Source organism: Pseudomonas urethralis (assembly GCF_021602465.1).
Taxonomy (GTDB): domain Bacteria; phylum Pseudomonadota; class Gammaproteobacteria; order Pseudomonadales; family Pseudomonadaceae; genus Aquipseudomonas; species Aquipseudomonas vlassakiae.
Genome location: NZ_BQIJ01000003.1, coordinates 118,114 through 144,008, shown reverse-complemented (window position 1 = coordinate 144,008; position 25,895 = coordinate 118,114). Strand labels below are relative to the sequence as shown.

Sequence of the window (25,895 nt, the reverse complement as noted above, 5' to 3'; positions counted from 1 at the left end):
GTGACCCTGAAAATTAGAAGTAGCCCTGACGTTTCTTGTCTTCCATGGAACCGGCGCCATCGTGGTCGATGACTCGGCCCTGGCGCTCGGAAGTGCGCGTCAGGAGCATTTCCTGAATGATGTCGGTGAGCGTCTCGGCTTCCGACTCGACAGCGCCCGTCAGCGGGTAGCAGCCGAGGGTACGGAAACGCACCTTCTTCTTGACGATGCGCGCCTTTTCTTCCTCGGAAAGATGCTCGAGGATGCGATCGTCGTCGATCATGATCAGGGTGCCGTTCTTTTCGATGACTTCACGCTCGGCGGCGAAGTACAGCGGCACGATCGGGATGCCTTCGAGGTAGATGTACTGCCAGATATCCAGCTCGGTCCAGTTCGACAGCGGGAAGACGCGGATCGACTCGCCCTTGTTGACCTTGCCGTTGTAGACGTTCCACAGCTCCGGGCGCTGGTTCTTCGGGTCCCAGCGGTGCTTGCTGTCACGGAACGAATACACGCGTTCCTTGGCCCGGGACTTCTCTTCGTCGCGGCGCGCGCCACCGAAGGCGGCGTCGAAACCATGCTTGTCCAGCGCCTGCTTGAGGCCCTGGGTCTTCATGATATCGGTGTGCTTGGAGCTGCCATGGGTGAATGGGTTGATGCCCTGCGCCACCCCCTCAGGGTTGACGTGGGTGATCAGCTCCAGGCCCATTTCCTCGACCATCTTGTCGCGGAAGCGGTACATCTCCTGGAATTTCCACTGGGTGTCGACGTGCATCACCGGGAACGGCAGCTTGCCCGGGAAGAAGGCCTTGCGCGCCAGGTGCAGCATCACGGCGGAATCCTTGCCGATCGAGTACAGCATCACCGGGTTGTCGAACTCGGCGGCCACCTCGCGGATGATGTGGATGCTTTCCGCCTCCAGCTGTTTCAAGTGCGTCAGTTTGTCGACCATGGCTACTCACGAAAAACGATCTTATGGACGGCCTGCGGGCCGTGTTCGAGCGAGCCACTTTATCACAGCGGCTGCTTCTATTTAGGAGGCGGGCTAGATCGAAAAAGTCTAACGATATGACTGGGGGTTTGGGGCTGGCAGGCCCGGCCCTTCGCGGGTAAACCCGCGCCTACAGGGACCGCGCCGCCTTGGAGGTTGACGCCGAACCTGTGGAAGCCGGCGACACCGATGTCAGATCGGATTCGGGCAATCGATGAACAGGTGCTCGAGGGCAAAGCGCCGCGCCAGGTAGTCACCCAGGGCTTGCACTCCATAGCGCTCGGTAGCATGGTGCCCGGCAGCAATGAAGCTGACGCCATTCTCGCGGGCGCTGTGATAGGTCTGTTCGGACGCCTCGCCCGTGAGGTACAGGTCAACTCCCGCAGCGATCGCCGTGTCGATGTAGCCCTGCCCGCCCCCGGTGCACCAGCCCAGCCTGCGGATCATCGCGTCACCTTCAACCAGCAATGGCTCACGCCCGAGCACTTCCTGCACCCGACGGGCAAAATCGCGCGCGGTCACCGGTTCCGCCAGCGAACCGACCAGCCCGACCACCTTGGGGTTTTCCGGGTCCAGCGGGCCTTCGACCGTGATGTCCAGTTGCCGCGCCAGCTGCACGTTGTTGCCGACTTCAGGGTGCACATCCAGCGGCAGGTGAAACGCCAGCAGGCTGATGTCGTGCTTGAGCAGGGTCTTCAGCCGGCGCTGTCGGATCCCGGTCACGCAGGGGTTCTCGCCCTTCCAGAAGTAGCCATGGTGTACCAGGATCAGGTCGGCCTCGGCTTCGACCGCGGCATCCAGCAAGGCCTGGCTGGCGGTGACGCCGCTGACGATGCGGCTGACCTGTGGCCGGCCCTCGACCTGCAGGCCATTGGGGCAATAGTCCTGGATCTTCGCGCTGCCCAGGTAGCGTTCGGCTTCCTCGACCAGGGTGTTGAGAGCGACGGCCATGAAAATCTCCTCGAAATCTGCGCTTTTCACGGGCGCAACGCCTGAAGAACGCCCGTATAATGCGGGCCATTATGGGCCGTCGCCGGCATCGGGGGAACCGGTGTATGATCGCGCGCGCTCATGCCCCATTGCGCGGCCACCGGCCCCCGCTCTTTCCAGGACTCGTTCATGTTCAAGGCGTTGCGTTACTTTGGCTGGCCCCTGCTTACCGGTATTCTGATCGCCGTACTGATCATCCAGCGCTACCCGGAGTGGGTCGGTCTGCCCAGCCAGGACGTCAACCTGCAGCAAGCTCCGCAAACCACGCGGATCATGCAGGGCCCGGTGTCCTACGCCGACGCCGTGACCCTCGCCGCCCCGGCCGTGGTCAACCTGTACACCACCAAGGTGGTGAACAAGACCGCCCACCCGCTGTTCGAAGACCCACAGTTCCGCCGCTTCTTCGGCGACAACCTGCCCAAGCAGCGCCGCTGGGAGTCGAGCCTGGGCTCGGCGGTGATCATGAGCCCCGAGGGCTACCTGCTCACCAACAACCACGTCACCAGCGGCGCCGACCAGATCGTCGTGGCCCTGAAAGACGGCCGTGAAACCCTGGCACGGGTGATCGGCAGCGACCCGGAAACCGACCTGGCGGTGCTGAAGATCGACCTGAAGAACTTGCCAGCCATCACCATCGGCCGCTCCGACAACATCCACATCGGTGATGTGGTACTGGCCATCGGCAACCCGTTCGGCGTTGGCCAGACCGTGACCATGGGCATCATCAGTGCCACCGGCCGCAACCAGCTGGGCCTGAACAACTACGAAGACTTCATCCAGACCGACGCGGCCATCAACCCGGGTAACTCCGGGGGTGCACTGGTCGACGCCAATGGCAACCTGGTCGGCATCAACACCGCGATTTTCTCCAAGTCCGGCGGTTCCCAGGGCATCGGCTTCGCCATTCCGATCAAGCTGGCACTGGAGGTGATGAAGTCGATCGTCGAGCATGGCCAGGTGATCCGTGGCTGGCTGGGCATCGAAGTGCAGCCGTTGAGCCAGGAGCTGGCTGAATCGTTCGGCATGCAGGGCCGCCCGGGCATCGTGGTGGCCGGAATCTTCCGCGACGGCCCGGCGCAGAAGGCCGGGCTGCAGTTGGGCGATGTGATCCTGAGCATCAACGGTGAACCGGCCGGTGACGGGCGCAAGTCGATGAACCAGGTGGCGCGGATCAAGCCGACCGAGAAGATCACCATCGAGGTGATGCGCAATGGTCAGCAGCTCAAGCTGATTGCCGAGGTGGGGCTACGACCACCACCGGCGCCGAGCCCGGCGAAGGAAGAGAACTGAGAAAAAGGGGCCGCATGCGCGGCCCCTTTTTTTCACTGCGTGTATCAGTGCAGGATCTGGCTGAGGAACAGCCTGGTCCGGTCACTGCGCGGGCGGTCGAAGAAGTCATCCGGCGCCGCCTGCTCGACGATTTCCCCTCTGTCCATGAAGATCACCCGGTTCGCCACGGTGCGGGCAAAGCCCATTTCGTGGGTCACACAGAGCATGGTCATGCCGTCCTCGGCCAGGCCGACCATGGTGTCGAGCACTTCCTTGACCATTTCCGGGTCCAGCGCCGAGGTCGGCTCGTCGAACAGCATGATCTTCGGCTTCATGCACAGCGCCCGGGCAATCGCCACACGCTGCTGCTGGCCACCCGAGAGCTGCCCTGGGAACTTGTGCGCCTGCTCCGGAATACGTACCCGCTCAAGGTAGTGCATGGCGATTTCCTCGGCCTTGCGCCGAGGCATCTTGCGCACCCACATCGGTGCCAAGGTGCAGTTTTCCAGAATGCTCAGGTGCGGGAACAGGTTGAAATGCTGGAAGACCATGCCCACCTCTCGGCGGATGGCTTCGATCTGCTTGAGGTCGTTGGTCAGTTCCACGCCATCGACCACGATGCGGCCCTGCTGGTGTTCTTCCAGGCGGTTGAGGCAGCGGATGGTGGTCGACTTGCCTGAGCCGGATGGCCCGCACAGGACGATGCGCTCGCCCTGGCGCACGTTCAGGTTGATGTCCTTGAGTACATGGAACTGGCCGTACCACTTGTTCACGCCCTGCATCTGGATGATGCCTTCGGGGCCGGCAGGCTGCTTGATCGCTTCACTCATTTCGAAACTCCTAACGCTTGTGGCCAGTGTCCAGCTTGCGCTCCAGGTGCATGGAGTAGCGGGACATACCGAAACAGAAAATCCAGAACACCAGGGCGGCAAACACGTAGCCCTCGGTGGCCATGCCCAGCCAGGCCGGGTCAGCAGCGGCTTGCTTGACGCTGTTGAGCAGGTCGAACAGGCCGATGATGATCACCAGGCTGGTGTCCTTGAACAGGGCGATGAAGGTGTTGACGATGCCGGGGATCACCAGCTTGAGCGCCTGCGGCAGAATCACCAGGCCCATCGAGCGCCAGTAGCCCAGGCCCATGGCAGCGGCGGCTTCGTACTGGCCCTTGGGGATGGCCTGCAGGCCTCCGCGGACCACCTCGGCGACATAGGCCGACTGGAACAGGATCACCCCGATCATCGCCCGCAGCAGCTTGTCGAAGCTCATGCCTTCCGGCAGGAACAACGGCAGCATCACCGACGACATGAACAGCACGGTGATCAACGGCACGCCACGCCAGAACTCGATGAAGGTCACGCAGACCACCTTCACCGCCGGCATCTTCGAGCGCCGGCCAAGGGCGAGCAGGATGCCCAGTGGCAAGGCGCCGACGATCCCGACGGTGGCGATCACCAGGGTCAGCATCAGGCCGCCCCACTGGCTGGTGGCGACATTGCTCAGGCCCAGCACGCCGCCATGCAGCAGGGTGTAGGCGATGATCGGATACAGCACCAGAAAGCCCAGGCCGTAGAAGGCCTTGCGCGGGAAGCGCTTGATGAACAGCGGTGCCGCACCGAGCACGGCCAGCCACACGGTGAGGTCGACACGCCAGCGCAGCTCGGCCGGGTAGTAGCCGTACATGAACTGGCCGAAGCGCTGCTGCACGAACACCCAGCAGGCGCCCGACTGGGTGCAGTCGGCGCGGGTGGTGCCGACCCAGTTGGCGTCGATCAACGCCCAATGCACCAGCGGTGGCACGATCAGCCACACCAGGTACACGGCGAACACGGTCAGCAGGGTGTTTAGCCAGCTGGAGAACAGGTTTGCACGCATCCATGCGAGCACGCCGACGGTTTTCACCGGTGGCGGCATGTCGGGTTTGAAAACATGAGCATTCACGGGCGTATCCTCACCGCTCGATCAGCGCGATGCGCTTGTTGTACCAGTTCATCAGCAGCGAAATGCTGATGCTGATGGCAAGATAGACACTCATGGTGATCGCGATCACCTCGATGGCCTGGCCGGTCTGGTTGAGCACGGTACCGGCAAAAAGCGAGACCATCTCCGGGTAACCGATACCGGCCGCCAGTGACGAGTTCTTCGCCAGGTTCAGGTACTGGCTGGTCAGTGGCGGAATAATCACCCGCAGTGCCTGGGGGATGATCACCTTGCGCAGGGTCGGGCCGTCGCGAAGGCCAAGCGAGTGGGCCGCTTCGGTCTGGCCGTGGCTCACCGAACGAATGCCGGAACGCACGATCTCGGCAATGAACGCCGCCGTGTAGATGGTCAACGCCAGGGTCAGCGCCAGCAGTTCGGGGATCAACACCCAGCCACCGACGAAGTTGAAGCCCTTGAGCTGCGGCACCTCCCAATGCACCGGGCTGCCGAACAGCAGCGCGCAGGCGCCTGGAATGGCGATGAACAGCGCCAGCCCTGCCCAGAACTTGTGGAACGGCTCGCCGGTCGCATCGAAGCGTTTGTTGGCATAACGCACCATCAACACGATCGCCATCAGCGCCAGCACCAGGGCGGCCACGAACGGCCAGAAGCCGTCGGCCATCGAGGCACCCGGCATGTTCAGGCCACGGTTGCTGATGAAGAAGGTGTCGTCGATGTTGATGCTGCCCCTTGGCCCCGGCAGGGTCAGGAATACAGCGAAGTACCAGAACAGGATCTGCAGCAACGGCGGAATGTTGCGGAAGGTTTCCACATACACGGTCGCCAGCTTGCTGATCATCCAGTTCGGCGACAACCGCGCCACGCCGATGACGAAGCCGAGGACGGTCGCCAGGATCACCCCGATGAACGTCACCAGCAGGGTATTGAGCAGGCCGATGACGAACACCCGCGCATAGCTGTCGGACTCCACATAGGGAATCAGGTGCTGGGCGATGCCGAAACCGGCGCTACGCTCGAGAAAGTCGAAACCCGAGGTAATGCCCCGGTGTTGCAGGTTGGTCTGGGTATTGTGGAACAGGTACCAGCCCAGCCCCACCACAAAGGCGATCGTGACAAGCTGGAACAACCAGGCGCGCACGCGCGGGTCGTTCAGGGAAAGGCCCTTGGGTGCGCCAATTTGATTTTGCATGAAGTGCCCCGAAAAATAGGGATCCGAACAACCTGCAGCGGCGGGATGCCGCCGCAGGGTGCAGCCATCAGCGCACAGGTGGCGCGTACTGGATGCCGCCGTTGTTCCACAGGGCGTTCATGCCACGGTCGATCTTCAGGTCGGTGCCCTGGCCCAGGTTCTTCTCGAACACTTCGCCGTAGTTACCGACTTGCTTGACGATCTGTACTACCCAGTCTTTGGGCAGCTTGAGGTCCTTGCCATATTCACCGTCCGCACCCAGCAGGCGGGCGACGTCCGGGTTCTTGGTGGCCTTGGCTTCGGCCTCGACGTTCTTCGAGGTGATGCCGGCCTCTTCGGCGTTGAGCATGGCGAACAGGGTCCACTTGACGATGCTGAACCATTCTTCGTCGCCTTTACGCACCACCGGGCCGAGCGGCTCCTTGGAGATGGTTTCCGGCAGTACCACGTAGTCGGTCGGCGCGGCCAGCTTGGAGCGCTGGGCGAACAGTTGCGACTTGTCCGAGGTCAGTACGTCGCAACGGCCGGATTCCAGCGACTTGGCACTTTCGTCGGAGGTGTCGAAGGTGATCGGGGTGTACTTCAGGCCGTTAGCCCGGAAGAAGTCCGACACGTTCAGCTCGGTGGTGGTACCGGCCTGGATGCAGATGGTCGCACCGTCGAGCTCCTTGGCGCTGGAAACGCCGAGCTTTTTATTGACCAGGAAGCCAACGCCGTCGTAGTAGGTCACGCCCGCGAACACCAGGCCCATGCCGGCATCGCGCGAGCTGGTCCAGGTGGTGTTGCGCGACAGCACGTCGACTTCGCCCGACTGCAGCGCGGTGAAGCGTTCCTTGGCGTTGAGCTGGCTGAACTTGACCTTGGTCGCGTCGCCGAATACGGCAGCGGCCACGGCGCGGCAGACATCGGCGTCGATACCGACGATCTTGCCCTGCGCATCAGGTACCGAGAAGCCTGGAAGACCGTCGCTCACGCCACACTGGACGAAGCCCTTCTTCTTTACCGCATCGAGGGTGGCGCCGGCCTGGGCGGTGCTCACGGCGCCCAGTGCAGCGGCAGCGGTCAGGACTGCCAGGGTGGTTTTCAACATCTTCATTCACAACCTCCAAATCGCTCTTGTTGTACGAGCCGGAATTGCACCGCACCCTTATGAGGCGCATCCGACCCTTGTTGGCTTGTTATTGGGTCAATTGGCGCAATGGGCTGTTCTGTGACAGCCTTCGCGTGCAGAGGGTGTTACCGTCACGGCCCGCCCTTTGCATCGAATGAAGAATTGCAAAGCGCGTACCAGATTTGCTGGCTGTAGCGTTTAAGCGCTCGTCAAGTAGGGAAAGTTGTATCGTTGCGACATTCTTTTTCCGACAATCAATTGCAGCGCCTTCTTTTCACGCACGGCCTAATAACATCCGCACTCTTTCGGAGCAGTCATGACCAACCCGTTGATTCTCGAACCCCAGAAAACCGCTGACGCCTGTGTGATCTGGTTGCACGGTTTGGGTGCCGACCGTTACGACTTCCTACCTGTTGCCGAATTCATGCAGGAACGGCTGACCAGCACCCGCTTCGTCATGCCCCAGGCACCGACCCGGCCGGTGACCATCAACGGCGGCTACGCCATGCCCAGCTGGTATGACATCAAGGCCATGACCCCGGCCCGCGCCATCGACGAAGCACAGCTGGAAGCGTCAGCCGAGCAGATCATCGGTTTGATCAAGGCCGAGCAGGCCAAGGGCATCAACCTGTCGCGGATCTTCATCGCCGGTTTCTCCCAGGGTGGCGCGGTGGTGCTGCACACTACCTATATAAAGTGGCAAGAAGCGCTGGGCGGAGTGATCGCCCTGTCCACCTACGCCCCGACCTTCACCGATGGCCACCAGCTGAGCGCCTGCCAGCAACGCACCCCGGCCCTCTGCCTGCATGGCGTGCACGACCCGGTGGTGATTCCGTCCATGGGCCGCACCGCGTTCGAATACCTCAATACCTGGGGTGTCGCCGCGCGCTGGCATGAATACCCGATGGAGCACGAGGTGGTGGTCGAAGAACTGAGCGATATCCACGACTGGCTGAGCAAGCAATTGCAATAAGCCCGAGCATTTGTAGTTGTGGGAGTTTTCCGCTACGCCGCGCCCAAATCTTGCTTTACACTGCCCGGCGTACATTCCTTAACCAGTTGATGAGACGATCGTGCTCAAGGCACTCAAGAAAATATTCGGCAAAGGAGACGCTGCGGCACAGCCCGCCGCTCCTGCTGCCAGCGTGACGCCGACGGCGCCCGCCCCCACTGCCGAGGCCCGGCCCGCGCCGAAACCGGCCGCGCCCCGCGCCAAGCCCACCGCCAAAGCAGAAGCACCCGCCCACGCGGCAGCGCCTGCCGACAAGCCGGCCAAGGACAAACCACGCCGCGAACGCAAGCCAAAGCCCCAGGCGAGCCTGTGGAAGCCGGAAGACTTCGTGGTCGAGCCGCAAGAGGGCAAGACCCGCTTCCACGACTTCAAGCTCTCCAACGAGCTGATGCACGCCATTCACGACCTCGGTTTCCCTTACTGCACGCCGATCCAGGCGCAGGTACTGGGTTATACCCTGGCCGGCCAGGACGCCATCGGCCGCGCCCAGACCGGTACCGGCAAGACCGCGGCATTCCTGATTTCGATCATTTCCCAGCTGCAGCAGACGCCGCCGCCCAAAGAGCGCTACATGGGCGAGCCGCGTGCGCTGATCATCGCGCCAACCCGCGAGCTGGTGGTGCAGATCGCCAAGGACGCCGTCGCCCTGACCCGGTACACCGGCCTGAACGTGATGAGCTTCGTCGGCGGCATGGACTTCGACAAGCAGCTCAAAGCGCTGGAAGCCCGTCATTGCGACATTCTGGTGGCCACCCCGGGCCGCCTACTGGACTTCAACCAACGCGGCGAGGTGCACCTGGACATGGTCGAGGTGATGGTGCTGGATGAAGCCGACCGCATGCTCGACATGGGTTTCATCCCCCAGGTGCGGCAGATCATCCGCCAGACCCCGCCGAAGAGCGAACGCCAGACCCTGCTGTTCTCCGCCACCTTCACCGACGACGTGATGAACCTGGCCAAGCAGTGGACCACCAACCCGGCGATCGTCGAGATCGAGCCGGAGAACGTCGCCAGCGAAACGGTCGAACAACACGTCTACGCGGTGGCCGGCAGCGACAAGTACAAACTGCTTTACAACCTGGTTACCCAGAACAACTGGGAACGGGTGATGGTGTTTGCCAACCGCAAGGACGAGGTACGGCGTATCGAGGAAAAACTCGTGCGCGACGGTATCAATGCCGCGCAGTTGTCCGGTGACGTACCGCAGCACAAGCGTATTCGCACCCTGGAAAACTTCCGCGAAGGCCGCATCACCGTGCTGGTGGCCACTGATGTGGCCGGGCGCGGGATCCACATCGACGGCATCAGCCACGTGATCAACTTTACCCTGCCGGAAGACCCGGACGACTATGTGCACCGCATTGGCCGTACCGGCCGCGCGGGCACCAGCGGCGTGTCGATCAGCTTTGCCGGTGAGGATGATTCCTACCAGCTACCGGCGATCGAAGAGCTGCTGGGGCGCAAGATCAAGTGCGAGATGCCGCCAGATGAGCTGCTCAAACCGGTGCCTCGCAAGCACCACTGATCGGCGCTGGAATCTTCGCGGGTAATCCCGCGAAGCGGAGCAACGCCCCGGCACCAAACGGAAGGTTTACCAGCGCCCAGCGGCATCCTGGTCACTCTGCTTGCCTTCCACCCACCTCGGCCCTTCCTGGGTATTTTCCTTCTTCCAGAACGGTGCCCGGGTCTTCAGGTAGTCCATGATGAAATTGCAGGCGTCGAATGCCGCCTGCCGATGGGCACTGGCCACGCCGACAAAGACGATCGGCTCACCCGGCTCCAGCGCACCGATGCGGTGCAGCACCTCGACCTTGAGCAACGGCCAGCGCTGCTCGGCCTCGACCACGATCTTGGTCAAGGCCTTCTCGGTCATGCCCGGGTAATGTTCGAGGAACATTCCCGCCACTTCCCGGCCATCGTTGAAATCGCGGACATAGCCGACGAAACCGACCACGGCACCAACGCCGACATTGGCCGCATGCATGGCATTGACCTCGGCCCCCGGGTCGAACGCCCCGTGTTGCACTCGCACTGCCATGTTCAGCCTCCGGTCACCGGTGGGAAGAAGGCCACTTCATCACCCTCTTCCAGCGGCTCGTCGAGCTTGCACAGCTCTTCGTTGCGCGCACTCATGAGGTTCTGTTCGGCCAGCACCGCATACTGCCCACCTTTGGCCACCAAGGCCTGGCGCACATCGTCGACCACGTTGAACTCGCCTTCCAGGCGCTCGGCATCGACGCCCAGCAATTCACGGTAACGGGCGAAGTACATCACCTTGACCTTCATTACGCCTCCACCTTGTAGTGCCCACTCTTGCCGCCGACTTTTTCCAGCAGGCGCACCTGTTCGATGACCATGCCCTTGTCCACCGCCTTGCACATGTCATAGATCGTCAGCGCAGCGACGCTGGCGGCAGTCAGCGCTTCCATCTCGACGCCGGTCTGGCCGGCCAGCTTGCAGCGGGCGAGGATACGCACCGCGTCCTGGCCTTCGGCGCTCAGTTCGACCTTGACGCTGGTGAGCATCAGCGGGTGGCACAGCGGGATGAGGTCACTGGTCTTCTTCGCCGCCTGGATGCCGGCAATGCGCGCCACGGCGAACACATCGCCCTTGGGATGCTCGCCGTCGACGATCATCTGCAAGGTCTGCGGCAACATGCGCACCCGCGCCTCGGCCACGGCCTCGCGCTCGGTCACGGCCTTTTCAGTGACGTCGACCATGTTGGCGCGCCCCTGGGAATCAAGATGAGTCAGCACTGCTCTGCTCCTGTGAAGGGAACGGAGAGTGTAAACCCGTGGGTCAGGTTTGCGCAGCGGAAAAAAGCCGGGCGGCGGGCCGCCCGGCCGGGAGCGCTACAGGTGAGATTCGGCGTACTCGGCCAACACCGAGCGTGGCACACCCTGCAAGGTGATGTGCACGCCATGGGGGAAGTCCTTGAAACGCTCGGTCAGGTAGGTCAGCCCCGAACTGGTCGCGGACAGGTAAGGCGTGTCGATCTGCGCCAGGTTGCCCAGGCACACCACCTTGGAACCGGAGCCGGCCCGGGTGATGATGGTCTTCATCTGGTGCGGCGTGAGGTTCTGGCACTCGTCGATCAGGATCAGGCTCTGCTGGAAGCTGCGCCCACGAATGTAGTTCAGCGACTTGAACTGCAGCGGAACGCGTTCGAGGATGTATTCGACGCTGCCATGGGTGCTTTCATCGTCCATGTGCAAGGCTTCCAGGTTGTCGGTGATGGCACCCAGCCAAGGCTCCATCTTTTCCGCCTCGGTGCCCGGCAGGAAGCCGATCTCCTGGTCCAGCCCCTGCACGCTGCGGGTGGCGATGATGCGCCGGTAGCGCTTGCTGACCATGGTCTGCTCGATGGCCGCGGCCAGGGCCAGGATGGTCTTGCCGGAGCCGGCAGCGCCGGTCAGGTTCACCAGGTGGATGTCCGGGTCGAGCAAGGCGAACAGCGCCAGGCTCTGATGAATGTCCCGCGGCTTCAGGCCCCAGGCTTCCTGGTGCAGCAAGGGTTCCTGGTGCAGGTCGAGCAATAGCAGTTCGTCGTTGCGAATGCCTTTTACCCAGCCGACAAAACCCTGCTCATCAATGATGAACTCGTTGATATGCACGGCCGGCAGGTTATCGATCATCTGCACCCGATGCCAGGTGCGGCCACGCTCCTGGCGGGTATCGACTTTGCTGACCCGGTCCCAGAACGAGCCGGTGACCGAGTGATAGCCCTTGGACAGCAGCGAGACGTCGTCAACCAACTGGTCGGTACTGTAGTCCTCGGCCGCGATCCCGCAGGCGCGCGCCTTCAGGCGCATGTTGATGTCTTTGGTAACCAGCACCACGTCCAGGTCGGTGCGCCGGCTGCGTACTTCGAACAGGGTGTTGATGATGATGTTGTCGTTGAGGTTTTCCGGCAGCAACTTGCTGGGTTCGTTGCGCGGGCTCATCAGGATCGACAAGTAGCCCTTGGCGCCGCTCTTGCCACGCTGGATCGGCACGCCCTGCTCGACATCGCTGGGCGAAGCGTCACCGAGGGTCTGGTCGATCAGGCGGATGGCCTGGCGACATTCGGCGGCGATGGTCTGTTTACCGGTCTTGAGCTTGTCGAGTTCCTCCAGCACCGTCATCGGAATGGCGACGTGATGCTCCTCGAAGTTGAGTAATGCGTTGGGGTCGTGAATCAGGACGTTGGTATCGAGCACATAGAGGATTGGCTTGCTGGAGGAAGGGTTGCGTCCTTGGTCATCCATACTCGGTCACCTTATGTCGAAGCCACACGGCACGCTCTGTGTGCGCCGCAGAGTGACCGCCGTTCTCCCCGTATCCGCGTTGCTACGGGCGGGAAGCGTACCTGGCAAGGTGGGCCTGGATGACGCCACCTGTGCTGCAGGAATCGGCTGTCTGGTTTCTTCATACCGCAAAAGCCATGACCGAAAAAAGCATTTTTACGAGATTTTGAAGTTTATTTTTCCGATTGACGAAGAGCGCTTGGCGGCAGCACCAGACGAGACTACAGTCAGAAGTCATACCCTCTATTCGCGATAGGCGTAATCGCGGCAACCCTCCCAGCCAATGCCGCTTTGCGCGGTATTGTGCAGCAACCACTCGACCGCCGTCCGAGCCTTGGGCAGGCTGTCATGGAACTGGATCACTCCCTTGCGCCATAACAGCATCAGGGTTATCACCCGCTGGGCCGACGCTTCGGCAGTCAGCGCGCCATCATCCTGAGCGTCGATGTCCCATAGCGAAACCCGCAGCTGCTGGCTGGCCATGAACGCTTCGGCGTCAGCCCGGCGCTGCCCATAAGGCGGGCGGAACAGTGGCACGTATTGCTCCGGCAGGTCGGCCTGAACCCGCGCCTGGGCGCGTTTGATCGAATCCTGCCAGCCTTGCCACTGGGCGTGGGAGCGATATTCCCAGCCCTGGATGCCCACGCATTGGCCGGCGTAAAGATCGGTCAGCGCGTTGGCCGTGCCGGCATCGCGCCGCTGCTGCAGGCGATTGCCCAGGACAAAGAAGGTGCCCTGCAGCTTCTGCTTGCGCAGGTACTCGGTGAGTTCATCGGTACTTGCGCCATCAGGCCCGGGGCCACCGACGAAGGTCAGCAGAAACAGGCGGTCGTTCAGCTCATCGCCATTGCGCTCGCGGCTGGACAGGCGTTCGACCTCGCTGCTGGTCTGCGGCAACAACGCTGCCTTGCGCAACTGCTCATCCAGGTAACGGACATGGAACTGATGGCTCGGCTCGATCCAACCGGTATAGAACGTGCCGACATCGGCAGCGAATGTCGCCGCCTTGGTGCGCAAATCGGCCATTGACTCCAGCAGATAGCAGAACGAGGCGTCTTGCTCGCAACTGCGCTGGGCCTGCTGGTAGCCCTGCCACAAACGCTGCCACATCTGCGCACGCACGGCGCGAATCTTCTGCAGGTTGATCTGCCGCAAACCCAGCCGCGCAGCCAGTGTGGCATCGTCGAGCAGCTCGCTTTCATGCAGGACTCGGGCAAACGACAGGATCTCGGCCCGCGAGGCGACGTCGAACAGCACCGGGCTATCCAGTTGCTCGGGCCACTGGCTGCGGTCCAGGCTGGCCGGGGGCACGGGGGCGGCCTGGGCGGCCAAGCTCAACAAGGTGGCCAGCAAGGCCCCGGCAATGCGCACGATCAATCTCTCCGTGACAGCCAAAACGCGCACTATAACGCCTGCTCTGACGATGGTCTGTGACTATTGTCGCCATAGTTTGGCGTTCCTGGCCGCGAACCGTAGAATTCCCCGCAACGATTTCAGGAGCCGACCCGATGCTGACGGTGATTTCCCCCGCCAAGACTCTCGACTATGACACCGCGCCGGTGACCGAGCGCTTCACCCTGCCGCAATACCTGGACGATTCCCAGGAACTGATCCTGCAGCTGCGCGAACTGTCGCCCGCGCAGATCAGCGAGCTGATGCACCTGTCCGACAAGCTCGCCGGCCTCAATGCCGCACGCTTCGGCAGCTGGACCCCTGATTTCACTCCAGCCAACGCCAAGCAGGCACTGCTGGCCTTCAAAGGTGACGTGTATACCGGCCTGGATGCCGAAACCCTGAGTGAAGACGACTTCAGCCATGCCCAGGAGCACCTGCGCATGCTCTCCGGCCTGTATGGCCTGCTGCGTCCGCTCGACCTGATGCAACCCTACCGCCTGGAGATGGGCACCAAGCTGGCCAACGCCCGCGGCAAGGACCTGTATGCCTTCTGGGGCACGCGTATCAGCGAATGGCTGAACCAGGCGCTGGCCGACCAAGGCGACGACCTGCTGCTGAACCTGGCCAGCAACGAGTACTTCAGCGCCGTGAAACGCAGCGCACTGAAGGCCCGGGTAATCAACGTCGACTTCAAGGACCTGAAGAACGGCCAGTACAAGATCATCAGCTTCTATGCCAAGAAGGCCCGCGGCATGATGAGCCGCTTCGTCATTCAGGAGCGGGTCAACGACCCGGAGCAACTCAAGCAGTTCGACGTGCAGGGCTACGCCTACAGTGCCGAGCAGTCCAAGCCGGATCACCTGGTGTTCCTGCGCGATCACCCGGCCGAATGATCAAGATCGGAGCCGTCTGGCGGCTCCGGCGCAATCAGCACGTAACCACTTTCCAGGCCCTGGACTTCGACCCCCTGCACCCCTGCCGGACCTGCCGTGACCGGGACTTTGCGCGGCGCCTGGGTTTCGTCGGCCCGAAACAGCACATAGGTGCGCCCGGCCTCGTCCACCTGCAACGCGGGCGCGGGTACCACCATCGCCCGTTCCTGGCGATGCAGCAACAACTGCAACTGGGCGCTCATGCCCAGGCGCAGGCCCAATTGCAGGGGTGCGGCCGGCAAATCCAGATCGACTCGCACGTCATACCAGGCTCCCTGGGCCGTATCGTCGCGAGCCTGCATGGCAATACGGTCGATGCGGCCTGCAAGCCGCTGCCCGGCAATGACGGCTTCAACCTCCATGCCCTCGCGCACCTTGACCAGATCGTGCTCTTCCAGCCTGGCCATCACTTGCAGACGCTCCAGGTCGACCAGCGTCAACAACGCCATCCCCTGGCTCACCGCTTGCCCGACGTGTAACTGCCGGCCGCCGCGGCCGGCCTCCGTGCTCACGGGCAAGAGCACGCCAGCGAAAGGCGCCTCGATTACCTGCTGCTCACGCATCCTGGTCAGGATTTGCCAGCGTGCTTGCGCGTTGGCGAGCTCCATTTCAGCGATCAACAACGCATCGCCCTGCCCCCGGGCACGCGTCAGCCGCAACTCCTGTTCGGCATCCAGCAACGCCTGACGCTGCGCCCCGAGCAGTTGTTCGAGGCTGGCGACTTCCATACGGGCGACGATGCCACGCTCAAACAGGCGCTGGGTGTCATCCAGGCTCGCCTGGGTGGCCGCCATGGCTGCGCGGGCTGCCCCCACAGCGCGCAAACCACGCGCCACCTGCGGGCCGCCTTGCCAGCTACGCAACTGCAAGAGCTGGTCCTGCGCCTTGAGGCGCTCGGCCTGAGCACGGCGCAGCTGGATGTCCAGCTGAGCAGTGTCCAGGCTGATCAACGGCTGGCCTGCCTCGACGCGCTGCCCTTCCTCAACCGGCATTGCCGCGACCACGCCAGCGAACGGCGCACTCAGTGTCACCTGACGTGCCGCCTGAAGTCTGCCGACAAGCCCCAGACGGTTTTCAAGCGATTGCGGTTCGACCCGCAGCCACCTCTGTTCGCGCGGCTGCACGGCGCTGGGCCAGTTCAACATCGCCAGAACACCACCGGTGATCGCTACCGCCAGCCAAAAGCCCCACTTAATCATTGAGGCTCACCTGCCAGTTGAGCAACGTGGTCCCTACGACCTGGTCGAGGACGACCTGCGCATCCAGGTACGCGATCGTAGCTTCGAGTTGCGTGCTTTGCGCCTGACGCAGATCACTCTCGAAACTGAGCACCTGGAAATTGCTCGAGCGCCCTGCCGCGAGCTTTTGCTGTTCGATGTCCAGTTTGCGCCGGGTCAGGGCCAACGCCCGTCCGGCGATTTCCAGCTGTCGCCAGCGCACCTGCAGGTCGCGTATCGCGGTGCTCACATCACGCTCAAGCTGTTGACGGGATTCGACCAGGCCCAGGCGCTGGGTTTCCACCTCGACCTGGGCCCGTACCTGCGCCTGGCGGCGACTCAGGTCACCGATCGGTACCTCCAGCTCCAGCCCCAGGTAGTGCTCCCATGCCGCTTCACTGCCGGGCCGTTGACGCATCTGGCTGGCCCCACCGACCAGTGACAGGTCCCACCATTGCGCGTTGCTGGCGACCTGCAACGCGATGGCCGCCTGTTCGGTCGCCAGCTGTTGCATCAGATAGGTCGGCTGCAACGCTTCGGCGCGGGCCAGGGCCTGCTCCGTGCTTACCTGCCGACGCTCGGCCAGCAGCCGCTCCGCGGCCCGCAGCGGGGTCGCAAGGTCCAGGGCGAGCAATTGCGCGAGGGCTACGCGGCTGTGATGCAGCTGGTTGCGGCTGCCTTCGACGGTCAGTTCCTGACTGGCAACCTCGGCTTCTGCCTGCACGACTTCAAAGGCAGCCATGCGCCCGGCGGCGATCAAGGCGTGGCTTACTGCCACCAGCTGACGGGCACGCAACAGGCTATCTTCGGCGATACGCAGTTGCTCCTGGGCACGCAGCAGCTCCCGGTACGACAGCAGCGTCCGGGTAATGACCTGCGCCACGTCATCGGCGAGCGCCAGGCGGTTCGACTGTTCAGCCAGCGTGGCCTGGCGCAGCGGTGCGCTGGCGATATCGCGTCCGGCGCCGCGCAGCAACGGCTGGACGATCATCAGGCTGGCGCCATCCCGGTACCGCGGCCCCGCCGAATCGGCTCGGGTATGCCCGTAATCCCAGTCCAGGCTCAGGCGCGTTCCGTACGGGGTCAGCAGGCTGGCGCTCGGGGCCAGCTGCGCCTCACGGTAACGATCGGCATGATTGCGATTGCCCAGGTAGCGTGCCTTGAGCGACAGCTGCGGGGCGAACCGGTCATGGGCCACGCGCAGGTCGAACTTCTGCGCGACACGCTCAAGGTAGGCACTGCGGATCGCCCGGTTGTCGCGCAGGGCCAGGCCAACGGCATCGGCCAGGTCGATCTCCACGGGTTCGCCGTGCATTGCCGACAAGGCACTCACCGGGCCTGCCTGCTGCAAGGTCGGCCGGGACGGGTGCAAAGCGCGCTCGGCCATGGCCAACAGGGGTAATGACCAGATACAGGCCATCGCCAGCCACTTACTCATCACGCAACGCGACAAAGGGCTGCAGACGCGCCGCTGCCAGGGCAGGCTGCAAACCGAAGAACAGCCCCAGGATCAGCGACATGCCCATGCTCGCCGGAAGCGACCTTGCATCGAGCGCAAAATCCCACCCTGATCCCCGAGCGAACAGCAAGGCGGCCAACAGGCCCAGCACCGCTCCCAGCAGCGCGCCGGCAACGGACAACAGCAGCGCCTCAAGCAGGAACTGCCAGGCGATATCCCGAGCACGCGCGCCCAGGGCCATGCGCACGCCGATTTCGCGTCGACGCTGCACCACGTTCATCACCATCACATTCATCACCCCCACACCGCCCAGCAGCATGGCAACGGCGGCGGTGCCGGCCAGCAGCCCGGACATCACCCGCGACTGACCCGCCATGCCGTCCAGCATCTGCCGTGGTAACTGGACATCTACCTCATGCTGCGTGAGCCTGGCGCGCAGGTAGCGCTCCAACGAACGTGCCGCCTGGACCAGGGTCGCGGCATCGGCCCCCTTCGCGATCAGCGTCGCCACCTCGGGTATCGGGCTCAAGCGACGCATGCCTGGCAACGGCATCAACACGCTGTCGTTGAAATTGATCGGCAACATCGGGTTGTACCCTCGTGGCGCGAGCACGCCGACCACATCGAACAGATAGCTACCCAATTGCACGCGGTCACCCGGCCTCGCCTGCAACCGCGCCGCCAGCGAAGCCCCCAACAGCACATGCGCGGCCGGGTCATCGTAAGCAGACAGCGAGCGGCCCCTGGCAACCTTGAGGTCGATGGCCTCGAACAACTGTGCACTGCTGCCTGCCACCATCGCCTCGACGCTCTCCCCTTTGAACTGCACGGCGAACACACCGGCTGCCAGTGGGGCCACAGCTCGGATCCCCGGCGGCAATCCGACCAGGTCCAGACGCACGGGCATGCCGCCTTCGGCCGTGGCCTGAAGGTTGACCACCAGCAACGCGCTTCCCAGGCCCTGGAACAGTTGCCGGGCAAACTGGGTCGCGCTGTGGCCGATATTCATCAAGGCCACCAGCGCGGCACAGCCGACTGCGATGCCTGACAGCGCAAGCCAGGCGCGGGCGCCCAACTGCCGAACGCTGGACAGCGCCTCGTTGAAGCGCTGCTGCCAGCCTGGGCCGTAGGCGGCTTCAGGCATCGAATACGCCCCCGTCGCGAACCAGCAGGCAGCGGTCCATGCACTGCGCCAGGGCCGGGTCGTGCGTCACCATCAGCCATGTCATGCGCTGTTCACGCTGCAGACGCGTCAGCAGGCCGATGATGTCCTGTGCCGTGTTACCATCGAGGTTGCCCGTGGGCTCATCGGCCAGCAGAATCGGTGGTTGTGTAACCAAAGCCCTGGCAATTGCCACTCGCTGACGCTGGCCACCGGACAGATCGGCAGGGCGATATTTCACCCGATGCTCCAGGCCGACCTTCTCCAGCGCAACCTTGGCGGCCTGCCGAGCCGAAGCCAGCCGAATGCCACGATAGCTCAACGGCAACGCAACATTGTCCAGCACGGACAGCCTTGGCAGCAGGTTGAAACTCTGGAACACGAAACCAAGCAGGCGATTACGGGTGATGGCACGCTGGTCGTCATCAGCCTGTGCCAGTTCACGCCCATCCAGGACCAGGCGCCCGTGACAGGGCTGGTCAAGGAGACCAATCAGGTTGAGCAACGTGCTTTTGCCAGATCCGGATGCACCGATGATGGCGCAAGACTGGCCTGCGGGGAAAGATAACGATACGTCCTGCAGGACGGCTTCGCCTCCGAGACGGCGGGTGATGCCGTGCAGGGAAATGATCGAGGTCATCGCTCGGTGCCCTCCTTGCCAATTGCATCGGTGGTGGGATCAAACGGCACCGGGGGCAGCTTTTCTTCCGTATTCCATTGTCTGGCAACCCTCTCGATCAATGACATACCTGATGCCTCGCCCTCTTCACGGTTGCGAGAAAGCATCATTTTGTAATCCATCTCCCAGTTACCCTGAATTTGTGCCTCTTCTATGGCCGGAAGCGCTCTGTAATATTCTATGATTTCGCGTAAACCTTGTTCTATCCCTCCTGTTGACTGGCGTTCGCCTTCCATTTTCCGGGTTATGTAGACAGACCATTCCGATCGTCGACTCGCCAATTCCAACCGCGCGGCGCGTCGCTCATTGACAGTAAAGTCACCGCCTTCATCATAGGTAATCAAACTAAGTTGATCAGAAGATAAACGCGTAAACGGATTGGGGCCTCGACCATTAGCAAAGTCGTTGGCTTGTTGAGCCCGCTCCAACAGCTCCACCTCATCGGTGTCGGGTAGAAAGTTATCGTAAGATGACTTGCTGAATAAGTAACTTGCTCCCGTCAGTTTATCCAGCACGCGTGAAGCCAATGCCGACAGTTCGCTACGAGAAAGCTGACTGTCTCGAATCGCCGCGCGTTGCGCTGCAGCGCTGAGCTGACGAGAAAGGCTTGAAAGCGCTGATTCCTCTGCCTTTTGGGCACTTGCAAGAGCCTGGATCTGTGGCTCTTCCTCGACACTTGGGCCTCGCCTTACCGGCAGCGTTTCTGTCATTTCTGTTTTTGCGAAAGCCGTATTTATTGGAAGTTTCATATATCACCCCACCAGAAAATACCCGCCGTTCGGCAGCAACACGCGGACCAGAAAGGTGCGTGCTGCCGCCAATCAAAAGATGCAAATTACTTCATGGTGAATTCAACTGACCATGAGTAATCGGCATTCGTACGCGTAATGTTCGCTGTGCAGGTCGCCCCTCCGCTCGGGGTCGCTGTCTTGGTCCACTCCGGCTGTTTTATGCCTCCTGGTAAAAGTCTCATCTGGAAAGAGGTCCCAAACGCGCACGTCTTACGACCCAGGGTATACCGTACCATTGCTGCATTGACGTCAGGACTTATCACACGCTGCACATCGAAGGTGGTCTGCATCTTCGGCGCTACTTTGTTGGCAGGCTTCGGAGTGGCTATCTGGTAGGTACTGCTTTCATTGGCAGTTACCATTTTTAGCTCGGCGTCCTCCCCACCGAGATTCTTGAACGTCACATTTACGGGCGGCCCAGCCTGGACCATCCCAGCCAGCAGCAGCGATACCCCGCCGATCAGCACCTGTGTTGTTTTCTTCATAAGCTTTATCCCGTCTCTTCCGTGTTATCTGGTGGATGAGACGCCCTCGCTGGCCAGTGGCCTGAGGCTGCCCAAGACGCTCCGTCGTACATGGACAGCTCAACGGAGCGTCCAAAGGGAATAACGGCAGCGCCGGAAAAAGCCTTAGCTTTCGTGAGGCCTTTGTGTGTTACCGGATATGTGACAACCAACGCCCCATTGCGGGGCGGTTGTCCAGATGCCGGAAAGTCAAGAAACAGGCGCCATAAAAACGACACAGACAGGCTTATCGCCAACCGTCATAAGACCGTTCGTGCTTTTTTGACGGATTTCGAAAAAATTTTTTCCATGATGGCACTCCAACATCCTGCTCCGACCATGTCCTTTATATACGGGGGCGAAACTGCAACGTGCTATCAGTTTGAAAGTATTAGCTACTGAAAAATTATTTAAAAATCTTTCATCGAAGCGGAACCCACCTCGGAACTTCTCCCACGCCCCATCGCTCATAGTGCCGTAACGAATTTCCTGCCCCTGCGGTGTGAGAGATGACTTACAGATGACAACCGGCAGGTATCACTACCCGCTTCGATAATCTGGCAGACGCAACGGGAACCCCCGCAGGCGCTGCCCAAAGAGGAGTAACGCGCCCTTTCAAACTCGTCCTAGTGGTTGATTTCAAAGGATTTTTCCACTTGAAAAAACAAGCACAGCATGGCGCCAAGTAGCGCTTTGCAATAAAGACGGCTGCATTACAGGGCACGCCTTTTAAGTACTGGCTTAATACTGCCAACTTTTAGTGCACAACTTTGTGCGCGACGGATTTATTCATGCCTGCGCTCGGCGAAGTGAGCTTTCGCCCATGGATCCGTGCGCCTGAAAACTGTTGTTAATCAACCCAGTCCGGCTCTTCCCGGAAGAGCTGGCGTGATAAACACATGAGGTGATAGCGATGCGTATCAGCATCTTTGGTTTGGGTTATGTGGGTGCGGTCTGTGCAGGCTGCCTGACGGCGCGAGGTCATGACGTGATTGGTGTGGACGTGTCCAAGACCAAGATCGACCTGATCAACCAGGGCAAGTCGCCCATCGTCGAACCTGGCCTGGAAGCACTGCTGCAACAAGGCATCGCCAACGGCCGCCTGCGTGGCACCACCGACTTCGCCGAGGCCATCCGCGCCAGCGACGTGTCGATGATCTGCGTCGGTACCCCGAGCAAGAAGAACGGCGACCTGGGCCTGGAGTACATCGAGTCGGTGTGCCGCGAAATCGGCTACGTGCTGCGCGACAGCGAGCGTCGCCACACCATCGTGGTCCGCAGCACCGTGCTGCCGGGCACCGTGAAGAACGTGGTGATCCCGATTCTCGAAGACTGCTCGGGCAAGAAGGCCGGTACCGACTTCGGTGTTGCCGTGAACCCGGAGTTCCTGCGTGAAAGTACCGCGATCAAGGACTACGACCACCCACCGATGACGGTCATCGGTGAACTGGACAAGGCCAGCGGCGACGTGCTGCAAGCCCTGTACGAAGAGCTCGACGCGCCGGTCATCCGCAAGCCGATCGAAGTGGCCGAGATGATCAAGTACACCTGCAACGTGTGGCACGCCACCAAGGTCACCTTCGCCAACGAGATCGGCAACATCGCCAAGGCGGTCGGCGTGGATGGCCGTGATGTGATGGAAGTCGTCTGCCAGGACAAGGTGCTGAACCTGTCGCAGTACTACATGCGCCCTGGCTTCGCCTTCGGCGGCTCGTGCCTGCCGAAAGACGTGCGCGCCCTCACCTACCGCGCCGCTTCCCTGGACGTGCGTGCACCACTGCTCGACTCGCTGATGCGCAGCAACGAATCGCAGGTGCAGAACGCCTTCGAGCTGATCGAAGCCCACGACAAGCGCAAGGTCGCCCTGCTCGGCCTGAGCTTCAAGGCAGGCACCGACGACCTGCGCGAAAGCCCGCTGGTGGAACTGGCCGAACGCCTGATCGGCAAGGGCTACCAGTTGGATATCTACGACGAGAACGTCGAGTACGCCCGCGTCCACGGGGCGAACAAAGAGTACATCGAGTCGAAGATCCCGCACGTCTCGTCGCTGCTCAACGCCGACTTCCAGAAGGTCATCGACAACGCCGACATCATCGTCCTGGGCAACCGTGACGAGCAGTTCCGCGCCCTTGCCGAGCAAGCGCCGGAAGGCAAGCAGGTGATCGACCTGGTCGGCTTCATGAGCAAGCCAACCTGCACCACCAGCCGTACCGAAGGCATTTGCTGGTAATGCCCGACCGGGCAGCGGTGGCCTCCCCACCATCGCTGCCCACCCTTTCCCGAATTCTCGACGGATGCTGAACATGCAAAGGCTCCAGACAGTGCTGTTGCAGTGCGCCGGGTGGCTGCTCTACATGAGCCTGCTCATGCTGATCGCCCTGGCCCTGCCAGCCGATATCTTCGACTCGCAGTCGAAGCACTTCATCTTCCTGGTCGGCGCAGTCGGCATCTGGCGCTATTCCATGGGCGCCACCCATTTCATCCGCGGCATGATCTTCCTCTACGGCGTCTACCCGTATCTGCGCCGCAAAGTGCAGAAGATGGGCGACTCCGCCGCGCCATCGCACGTGTACCTGATGGTCACCAGCTTCCGTATCGAAGCGCTGACCACCGCCCAGGTGTACAGCTCGGTGATCCGCGAAGCGATCGAATGCGGCTACCCCACCACCGTGGTCTGCTCGCTGGTGGAGATGTCCGATGAACTGCTGGTCAAGAGCCTGTGGGCCCGCTACAACCCGCCCGCACACGTCAAACTGGACATCGTGCGCATTGCCGGTACCGGCAAGCGCGACGGCCTGGCCTACGGCTTCCGCGCCATCTCGCGGATGCTGCCTGATGAAAACGCCGTGGTCGCGGTGATCGACGGCGACACCGTGCTCGGCGAAGGCGTGGTGCGCAAGACCGTGCCGTGGTTCAAGCTGTTCCCCAACGTCGGCGGCCTGACCACCAACGAGTTCTGCGAAGTGCGCGGCGGCTACATCATGAGCGAGTGGCACAAGCTGCGTTTCGCCCAGCGCCACATCAACATGTGCTCGATGGCCCTGTCCAAGCGCGTGCTGACCATGACCGGGCGCATGTCGATGTTCCGCGCCAGCGTCGTGACCAACCCTGAGTTCATCGCCGACGTCGAAAGCGACTCGCTGATGCACTGGCGCCTGGGCCGCTTCAAGTTCCTCACCGGTGACGACAAGTCCAGCTGGTTCAGCCTGATGCGCCTGGGCTACGACACCTTCTACGTGCCGGACGCCGCGATCAACACGGTCGAGCACCCACCGGAGAAGAGCTTCTTCAAGGCCAGCCGCAAGCTGATGTACCGCTGGTACGGCAACAACCTGCGGCAGAACTCCCGTGCACTGGGCCTCGGCCTGCGCCGCCTGGGCCTGTTCACCAGCATCGTGCTGTTCGACCAGCGCGTGTCGATGTGGACCAGCCTGCTCGGGCTGACCGTGGCGGTGATCGCCAGCCTCAAGTTCGGCATGGGCTACCTGCTGGTGTACCTGCTGTGGATCGGCATCACCCGCCTGATCCTCACCATCATGTTGCTGTGCTCCGGCCACAACGTCGGCCCGGCCTACCCGCTGATTCTCTATTACAACCAGATCGTCGGCGCGCTGATGAAGATCTACGTGTTCTTCCGCCTCGACAAGCAGTCCTGGACCCGCCAACCGACTGCCCTCAAGCGTGACCTCGCCAGTTTTCAACAATGGTTCAACACCTGGTCCTCGCGGACCATGACCTTCTCGGCTGCCAGCATCTTCGTCGCTGTGCTGTTCATGGTCGTGTGAGCCCAACCCGGATCGGAACTAACAGGAACAAACCAAGATGAATACCGCCGTGAACGTCAACGTCGTGCATGAGTCCGAAGCCCAGCGCCAACACGCCCGGGTGCGCATCCCGGCCAAGCTGCGTTTCCTCGACAAAGAACGCCAGGCCCACGATGTGAAGGTCGACGACCTCTCCGCCGGTGGCCTGAGCTTCCACACCCAACAGCCACTGTCGGTCGGTGAAGTGCTGCGCGGTCGCCTGCAGTTCACGGTCGACAACCTCGGCCTGTCGATGGACATCGAATTCCAGGTGCGCGCCCACGACCGCAGCAGCGGCCGCACCGGCGCGCAGTTCCAGAACCTCGAACCGCGCGACATCGCCACCCTGCGCCACATCATCACCACCCACCTGTCGGGTGAGCTGATCACCGTCGGCGACGTGCTCAGCACCCTGCAGCGCGACAACTTCACCAAGGCCCGCAAGCAGAAGGACAGTGGCTCCGGCCTGTCCGCCTTCGGCCGGCTGAAGGCCGTGACGGTAACCCTCGGCGTGTTCGTGGTCGGTGTGGCCGCCTTTGGTTTCGTCGCCAAATCGCTGTACGGCATGTACTTCGTCAGCCATGCCGAAGCCGGCGTGGTCGCCGTGCCGACCACCACCGTCACCATGCCGCGCGACGGTACCGTCAACAGCCTGGCCGAAACCGGCGGGCAGATCGTCAAAGGCGCACCGCTGGCCAGCTTTACCACCAGCATGCTGGACATGCTCAAGGGCAGCCTGGACGACTCGCAGCTGGAACCGGCAAAGATCGAGGAACTGTTCGGCAAGCAGCTCTCCGGCACCCTGACCAGCCCGTGCGATTGCGTGGTCGCGCGCCAGCTGGTGGACGACGGCCAGTACGCTGCCAAGGGGCAGCCGATCTTCCAGCTGGTGCCACGTACCACCACCCCGATGGTCGAGGCCCGCTTCAGCTATCGCCAGTTCGACGAGGTCAAGCCAGGCACCCGGGTCAACTTCCAGGTGGCCGGCGAAGACGAAGTCCGTACCGGCCAGATCGTCAGCAGCGCCAGCCTCAACAGCGATGACCTGGCCTCCGACATCCGCGTGCAGATCAAGCCCGACAGCGCCATGCCTGCCGAACTCGCCGGCCGCCCGGCTTCGGTCAACAGCGACCGTGGCCCTTCGCTGAACTGGCTAATCGACAAAGCCGTGGCCCGCGGTCTGTAAGAG

General features: G+C 62.1%; 24 protein-coding genes. 7 read left to right on the top strand and 17 right to left on the bottom strand.

From position 1 onward, the window contains the following. Window positions 1-13: 13 nt before the first annotated feature. Window positions 14-931, bottom strand: a complete 918-nt coding sequence (gene cysD / locus L6D64_RS06170; protein ID WP_054884652.1) for a sulfate adenylyltransferase subunit CysD — start codon at window positions 929-931, stop codon at window positions 14-16. Window positions 932-1,162: 231 nt separating this feature from the next. Then, window positions 1,163-1,921, bottom strand: a complete 759-nt coding sequence (locus tag L6D64_RS06165; protein ID WP_176508296.1) for a Nif3-like dinuclear metal center hexameric protein — start codon at window positions 1,919-1,921, stop codon at window positions 1,163-1,165. A 168-nt stretch (window positions 1,922-2,089) separates the two neighbouring features. On the opposite strand from L6D64_RS06165, the gene algW reads away from it, so the two are divergent. After that, window positions 2,090-3,250 (top strand): Do family serine endopeptidase AlgW, encoded by a 1,161-nt coding sequence (gene algW / locus L6D64_RS06160; RefSeq protein ID WP_099815830.1) that lies wholly within the window; start codon window positions 2,090-2,092, stop codon window positions 3,248-3,250. Between the two features lie 44 nt (window positions 3,251-3,294). On the opposite strand, the gene L6D64_RS06155 is transcribed toward algW, so the two are convergent. The 4 genes from L6D64_RS06155 to L6D64_RS06140 all read right to left on the bottom strand — a co-directional run bounded on the left by L6D64_RS06155 (window position 3,295) and on the right by L6D64_RS06140 (window position 7,452). Then, on the bottom strand, window positions 3,295-4,059 hold the full coding sequence (locus L6D64_RS06155) for an amino acid ABC transporter ATP-binding protein (RefSeq protein ID WP_176508295.1): 765 nt from the start codon (window positions 4,057-4,059) through the stop codon (window positions 3,295-3,297). Window positions 4,060-4,069: 10 nt separating this feature from the next. Then, a complete protein-coding gene (locus L6D64_RS06150; RefSeq protein ID WP_176508294.1) occupies window positions 4,070-5,167 on the bottom strand; it encodes an amino acid ABC transporter permease in 1,098 nt (365 codons plus the stop codon). A gap of 10 nt (window positions 5,168-5,177) precedes the next feature. Next, on the bottom strand, window positions 5,178-6,356 hold the full coding sequence (locus tag L6D64_RS06145; RefSeq protein WP_176508292.1) for an amino acid ABC transporter permease: 1,179 nt from the start codon (window positions 6,354-6,356) through the stop codon (window positions 5,178-5,180). Window positions 6,357-6,423: 67 nt separating this feature from the next. After that, complete coding sequence (locus tag L6D64_RS06140; RefSeq protein ID WP_176508291.1) at window positions 6,424-7,452, bottom strand: amino acid ABC transporter substrate-binding protein; 1,029 nt, start codon at window positions 7,450-7,452, stop codon at window positions 6,424-6,426. Window positions 7,453-7,783: 331 nt separating this feature from the next. Here L6D64_RS06140 and L6D64_RS06135 point away from each other — a divergent pair, with 331 nt between their 5' ends. Both L6D64_RS06135 and rhlB read left to right on the top strand, forming a co-directional pair. Next, on the top strand, window positions 7,784-8,440 hold the full coding sequence (locus tag L6D64_RS06135) for an alpha/beta hydrolase (RefSeq protein WP_176508290.1): 657 nt from the start codon (window positions 7,784-7,786) through the stop codon (window positions 8,438-8,440). A 100-nt stretch (window positions 8,441-8,540) separates the two neighbouring features. Continuing rightward, window positions 8,541-10,004 carry an ATP-dependent RNA helicase RhlB gene (gene rhlB, locus L6D64_RS06130; protein WP_176508288.1) on the top strand — a complete coding sequence of 488 codons (1,464 nt, stop codon included), beginning with the start codon at window positions 8,541-8,543 and terminating at the stop codon, window positions 10,002-10,004. Between the two features lie 66 nt (window positions 10,005-10,070). On the opposite strand, the gene moaE is transcribed toward rhlB, so the two are convergent. The 5 genes from moaE to L6D64_RS06105 all read right to left on the bottom strand — a co-directional run bounded on the left by moaE (window position 10,071) and on the right by L6D64_RS06105 (window position 14,136). Continuing rightward, window positions 10,071-10,517: a molybdopterin synthase catalytic subunit MoaE gene (moaE, locus tag L6D64_RS06125; RefSeq protein ID WP_176508286.1), complete on the bottom strand. Its 447-nt coding sequence runs from the start codon at window positions 10,515-10,517 to the stop codon at window positions 10,071-10,073. Between the two features lie 2 nt (window positions 10,518-10,519). Beyond that, window positions 10,520-10,765: a molybdopterin converting factor subunit 1 gene (gene moaD / locus L6D64_RS06120; protein WP_176508284.1), complete on the bottom strand. Its 246-nt coding sequence runs from the start codon at window positions 10,763-10,765 to the stop codon at window positions 10,520-10,522. Continuing rightward, a complete protein-coding gene (gene moaC / locus L6D64_RS06115) occupies window positions 10,765-11,235 on the bottom strand; it encodes a cyclic pyranopterin monophosphate synthase MoaC (protein ID WP_054884662.1) in 471 nt (156 codons plus the stop codon). The genes moaD and moaC overlap by 1 nt, the downstream gene beginning before the upstream one ends. A 96-nt stretch (window positions 11,236-11,331) precedes the next feature. Then, the gene (locus L6D64_RS06110; RefSeq protein ID WP_176508283.1) at window positions 11,332-12,726 is read right to left on the bottom strand and encodes a PhoH family protein; all 1,395 of its coding nucleotides are present in this window, start codon (window positions 12,724-12,726) and stop codon (window positions 11,332-11,334) included. Window positions 12,727-13,008: 282 nt separating this feature from the next. Beyond that, window positions 13,009-14,136, bottom strand: a complete 1,128-nt coding sequence (locus tag L6D64_RS06105; protein WP_176508281.1) for a polysaccharide deacetylase family protein — start codon at window positions 14,134-14,136, stop codon at window positions 13,009-13,011. A 137-nt stretch (window positions 14,137-14,273) separates the two neighbouring features. Here L6D64_RS06105 and yaaA point away from each other — a divergent pair, with 137 nt between their 5' ends. Continuing rightward, entirely contained in the window at window positions 14,274-15,053 is a 780-nt protein-coding gene (gene yaaA, locus L6D64_RS06100) for a peroxide stress protein YaaA (RefSeq protein ID WP_176508280.1), read from the top strand. On the opposite strand, the gene L6D64_RS06095 is transcribed toward yaaA, so the two are convergent. The 6 genes from L6D64_RS06095 to L6D64_RS06070 form a co-directional block, all read right to left on the bottom strand. Then, on the bottom strand, window positions 15,038-16,291 hold the full coding sequence (locus L6D64_RS06095) for an efflux RND transporter periplasmic adaptor subunit (RefSeq protein ID WP_176508278.1): 1,254 nt from the start codon (window positions 16,289-16,291) through the stop codon (window positions 15,038-15,040). The genes yaaA and L6D64_RS06095 overlap by 16 nt on opposite strands. Continuing rightward, window positions 16,284-17,747: a TolC family protein gene (locus tag L6D64_RS06090; protein ID WP_176508277.1), complete on the bottom strand. Its 1,464-nt coding sequence runs from the start codon at window positions 17,745-17,747 to the stop codon at window positions 16,284-16,286. The genes L6D64_RS06095 and L6D64_RS06090 overlap by 8 nt, the downstream gene beginning before the upstream one ends. Beyond that, window positions 17,740-18,912, bottom strand: coding sequence for an ABC transporter permease (locus L6D64_RS06085; RefSeq protein ID WP_176508275.1), 1,173 nt, complete (start codon window positions 18,910-18,912; stop codon window positions 17,740-17,742). Before L6D64_RS06085 ends, L6D64_RS06090 begins: the two co-directional genes overlap by 8 nt. Next, a complete protein-coding gene (locus tag L6D64_RS06080; RefSeq protein ID WP_176508273.1) occupies window positions 18,905-19,570 on the bottom strand; it encodes an ABC transporter ATP-binding protein in 666 nt (221 codons plus the stop codon). The genes L6D64_RS06085 and L6D64_RS06080 overlap by 8 nt, the downstream gene beginning before the upstream one ends. Continuing rightward, a complete protein-coding gene (locus L6D64_RS06075; RefSeq protein ID WP_176508271.1) occupies window positions 19,567-20,358 on the bottom strand; it encodes a hypothetical protein in 792 nt (263 codons plus the stop codon). Before L6D64_RS06075 ends, L6D64_RS06080 begins: the two co-directional genes overlap by 4 nt. Window positions 20,359-20,444: 86 nt before the next feature. Continuing rightward, window positions 20,445-20,885: a hypothetical protein gene (locus L6D64_RS06070; protein WP_176508269.1), complete on the bottom strand. Its 441-nt coding sequence runs from the start codon at window positions 20,883-20,885 to the stop codon at window positions 20,445-20,447. 931 nt (window positions 20,886-21,816) lie between these two features. Here L6D64_RS06070 and L6D64_RS06065 point away from each other — a divergent pair. The 3 genes from L6D64_RS06065 to L6D64_RS06055 all read left to right on the top strand — a co-directional run bounded on the left by L6D64_RS06065 (window position 21,817) and on the right by L6D64_RS06055 (window position 25,892). Beyond that, window positions 21,817-23,133 carry a nucleotide sugar dehydrogenase gene (locus L6D64_RS06065; protein WP_176508267.1) on the top strand — a complete coding sequence of 439 codons (1,317 nt, stop codon included), beginning with the start codon at window positions 21,817-21,819 and terminating at the stop codon, window positions 23,131-23,133. A 73-nt stretch (window positions 23,134-23,206) separates the two neighbouring features. Further along, window positions 23,207-24,688 carry a glycosyltransferase family 2 protein gene (locus tag L6D64_RS06060; protein WP_176508265.1) on the top strand — a complete coding sequence of 494 codons (1,482 nt, stop codon included), beginning with the start codon at window positions 23,207-23,209 and terminating at the stop codon, window positions 24,686-24,688. A gap of 37 nt (window positions 24,689-24,725) precedes the next feature. Beyond that, window positions 24,726-25,892: an alginate biosynthesis protein Alg44 gene (locus L6D64_RS06055; protein WP_176508263.1), complete on the top strand. Its 1,167-nt coding sequence runs from the start codon at window positions 24,726-24,728 to the stop codon at window positions 25,890-25,892. Window positions 25,893-25,895 lie beyond the last annotated feature (3 nt).

What these genes read in the sequence shown, in the direction of transcription:
- moaE (WP_176508286.1), bottom strand. Translation starts at nt 10,517, where the DNA reads ATGGCAGTGCGAGTGCAACACGGGGCGTTCGACCCGGGGGCCGAGGTC.
- L6D64_RS06165 (WP_176508296.1), bottom strand. Translation starts at nt 1,921, where the DNA reads ATGGCCGTCGCTCTCAACACCCTGGTCGAGGAAGCCGAACGCTACCTG.
- L6D64_RS06135 (WP_176508290.1), top strand. Translation starts at nt 7,784, where the DNA reads ATGACCAACCCGTTGATTCTCGAACCCCAGAAAACCGCTGACGCCTGT.
- L6D64_RS06075 (WP_176508271.1), bottom strand. Translation starts at nt 20,358, where the DNA reads ATGAAACTTCCAATAAATACGGCTTTCGCAAAAACAGAAATGACAGAA.
- cysD (WP_054884652.1), bottom strand. Translation starts at nt 931, where the DNA reads ATGGTCGACAAACTGACGCACTTGAAACAGCTGGAGGCGGAAAGCATC.
- L6D64_RS06095 (WP_176508278.1), bottom strand. Translation starts at nt 16,291, where the DNA reads ATGATTAAGTGGGGCTTTTGGCTGGCGGTAGCGATCACCGGTGGTGTT.
- algW (WP_099815830.1), top strand. Translation starts at nt 2,090, where the DNA reads ATGTTCAAGGCGTTGCGTTACTTTGGCTGGCCCCTGCTTACCGGTATT.
- yaaA (WP_176508280.1), top strand. Translation starts at nt 14,274, where the DNA reads ATGCTGACGGTGATTTCCCCCGCCAAGACTCTCGACTATGACACCGCG.
- L6D64_RS06055 (WP_176508263.1), top strand. Translation starts at nt 24,726, where the DNA reads ATGAATACCGCCGTGAACGTCAACGTCGTGCATGAGTCCGAAGCCCAG.
- L6D64_RS06080 (WP_176508273.1), bottom strand. Translation starts at nt 19,570, where the DNA reads ATGACCTCGATCATTTCCCTGCACGGCATCACCCGCCGTCTCGGAGGC.
- L6D64_RS06070 (WP_176508269.1), bottom strand. Translation starts at nt 20,885, where the DNA reads ATGAAGAAAACAACACAGGTGCTGATCGGCGGGGTATCGCTGCTGCTG.
- moaD (WP_176508284.1), bottom strand. Translation starts at nt 10,765, where the DNA reads ATGAAGGTCAAGGTGATGTACTTCGCCCGTTACCGTGAATTGCTGGGC.
- L6D64_RS06065 (WP_176508267.1), top strand. Translation starts at nt 21,817, where the DNA reads ATGCGTATCAGCATCTTTGGTTTGGGTTATGTGGGTGCGGTCTGTGCA.
- L6D64_RS06060 (WP_176508265.1), top strand. Translation starts at nt 23,207, where the DNA reads ATGCAAAGGCTCCAGACAGTGCTGTTGCAGTGCGCCGGGTGGCTGCTC.
- L6D64_RS06155 (WP_176508295.1), bottom strand. Translation starts at nt 4,059, where the DNA reads ATGAGTGAAGCGATCAAGCAGCCTGCCGGCCCCGAAGGCATCATCCAG.
- L6D64_RS06145 (WP_176508292.1), bottom strand. Translation starts at nt 6,356, where the DNA reads ATGCAAAATCAAATTGGCGCACCCAAGGGCCTTTCCCTGAACGACCCG.
- L6D64_RS06110 (WP_176508283.1), bottom strand. Translation starts at nt 12,726, where the DNA reads ATGGATGACCAAGGACGCAACCCTTCCTCCAGCAAGCCAATCCTCTAT.
- L6D64_RS06085 (WP_176508275.1), bottom strand. Translation starts at nt 18,912, where the DNA reads ATGCCTGAAGCCGCCTACGGCCCAGGCTGGCAGCAGCGCTTCAACGAG.
- L6D64_RS06090 (WP_176508277.1), bottom strand. Translation starts at nt 17,747, where the DNA reads ATGAGTAAGTGGCTGGCGATGGCCTGTATCTGGTCATTACCCCTGTTG.
- L6D64_RS06140 (WP_176508291.1), bottom strand. Translation starts at nt 7,452, where the DNA reads ATGAAGATGTTGAAAACCACCCTGGCAGTCCTGACCGCTGCCGCTGCA.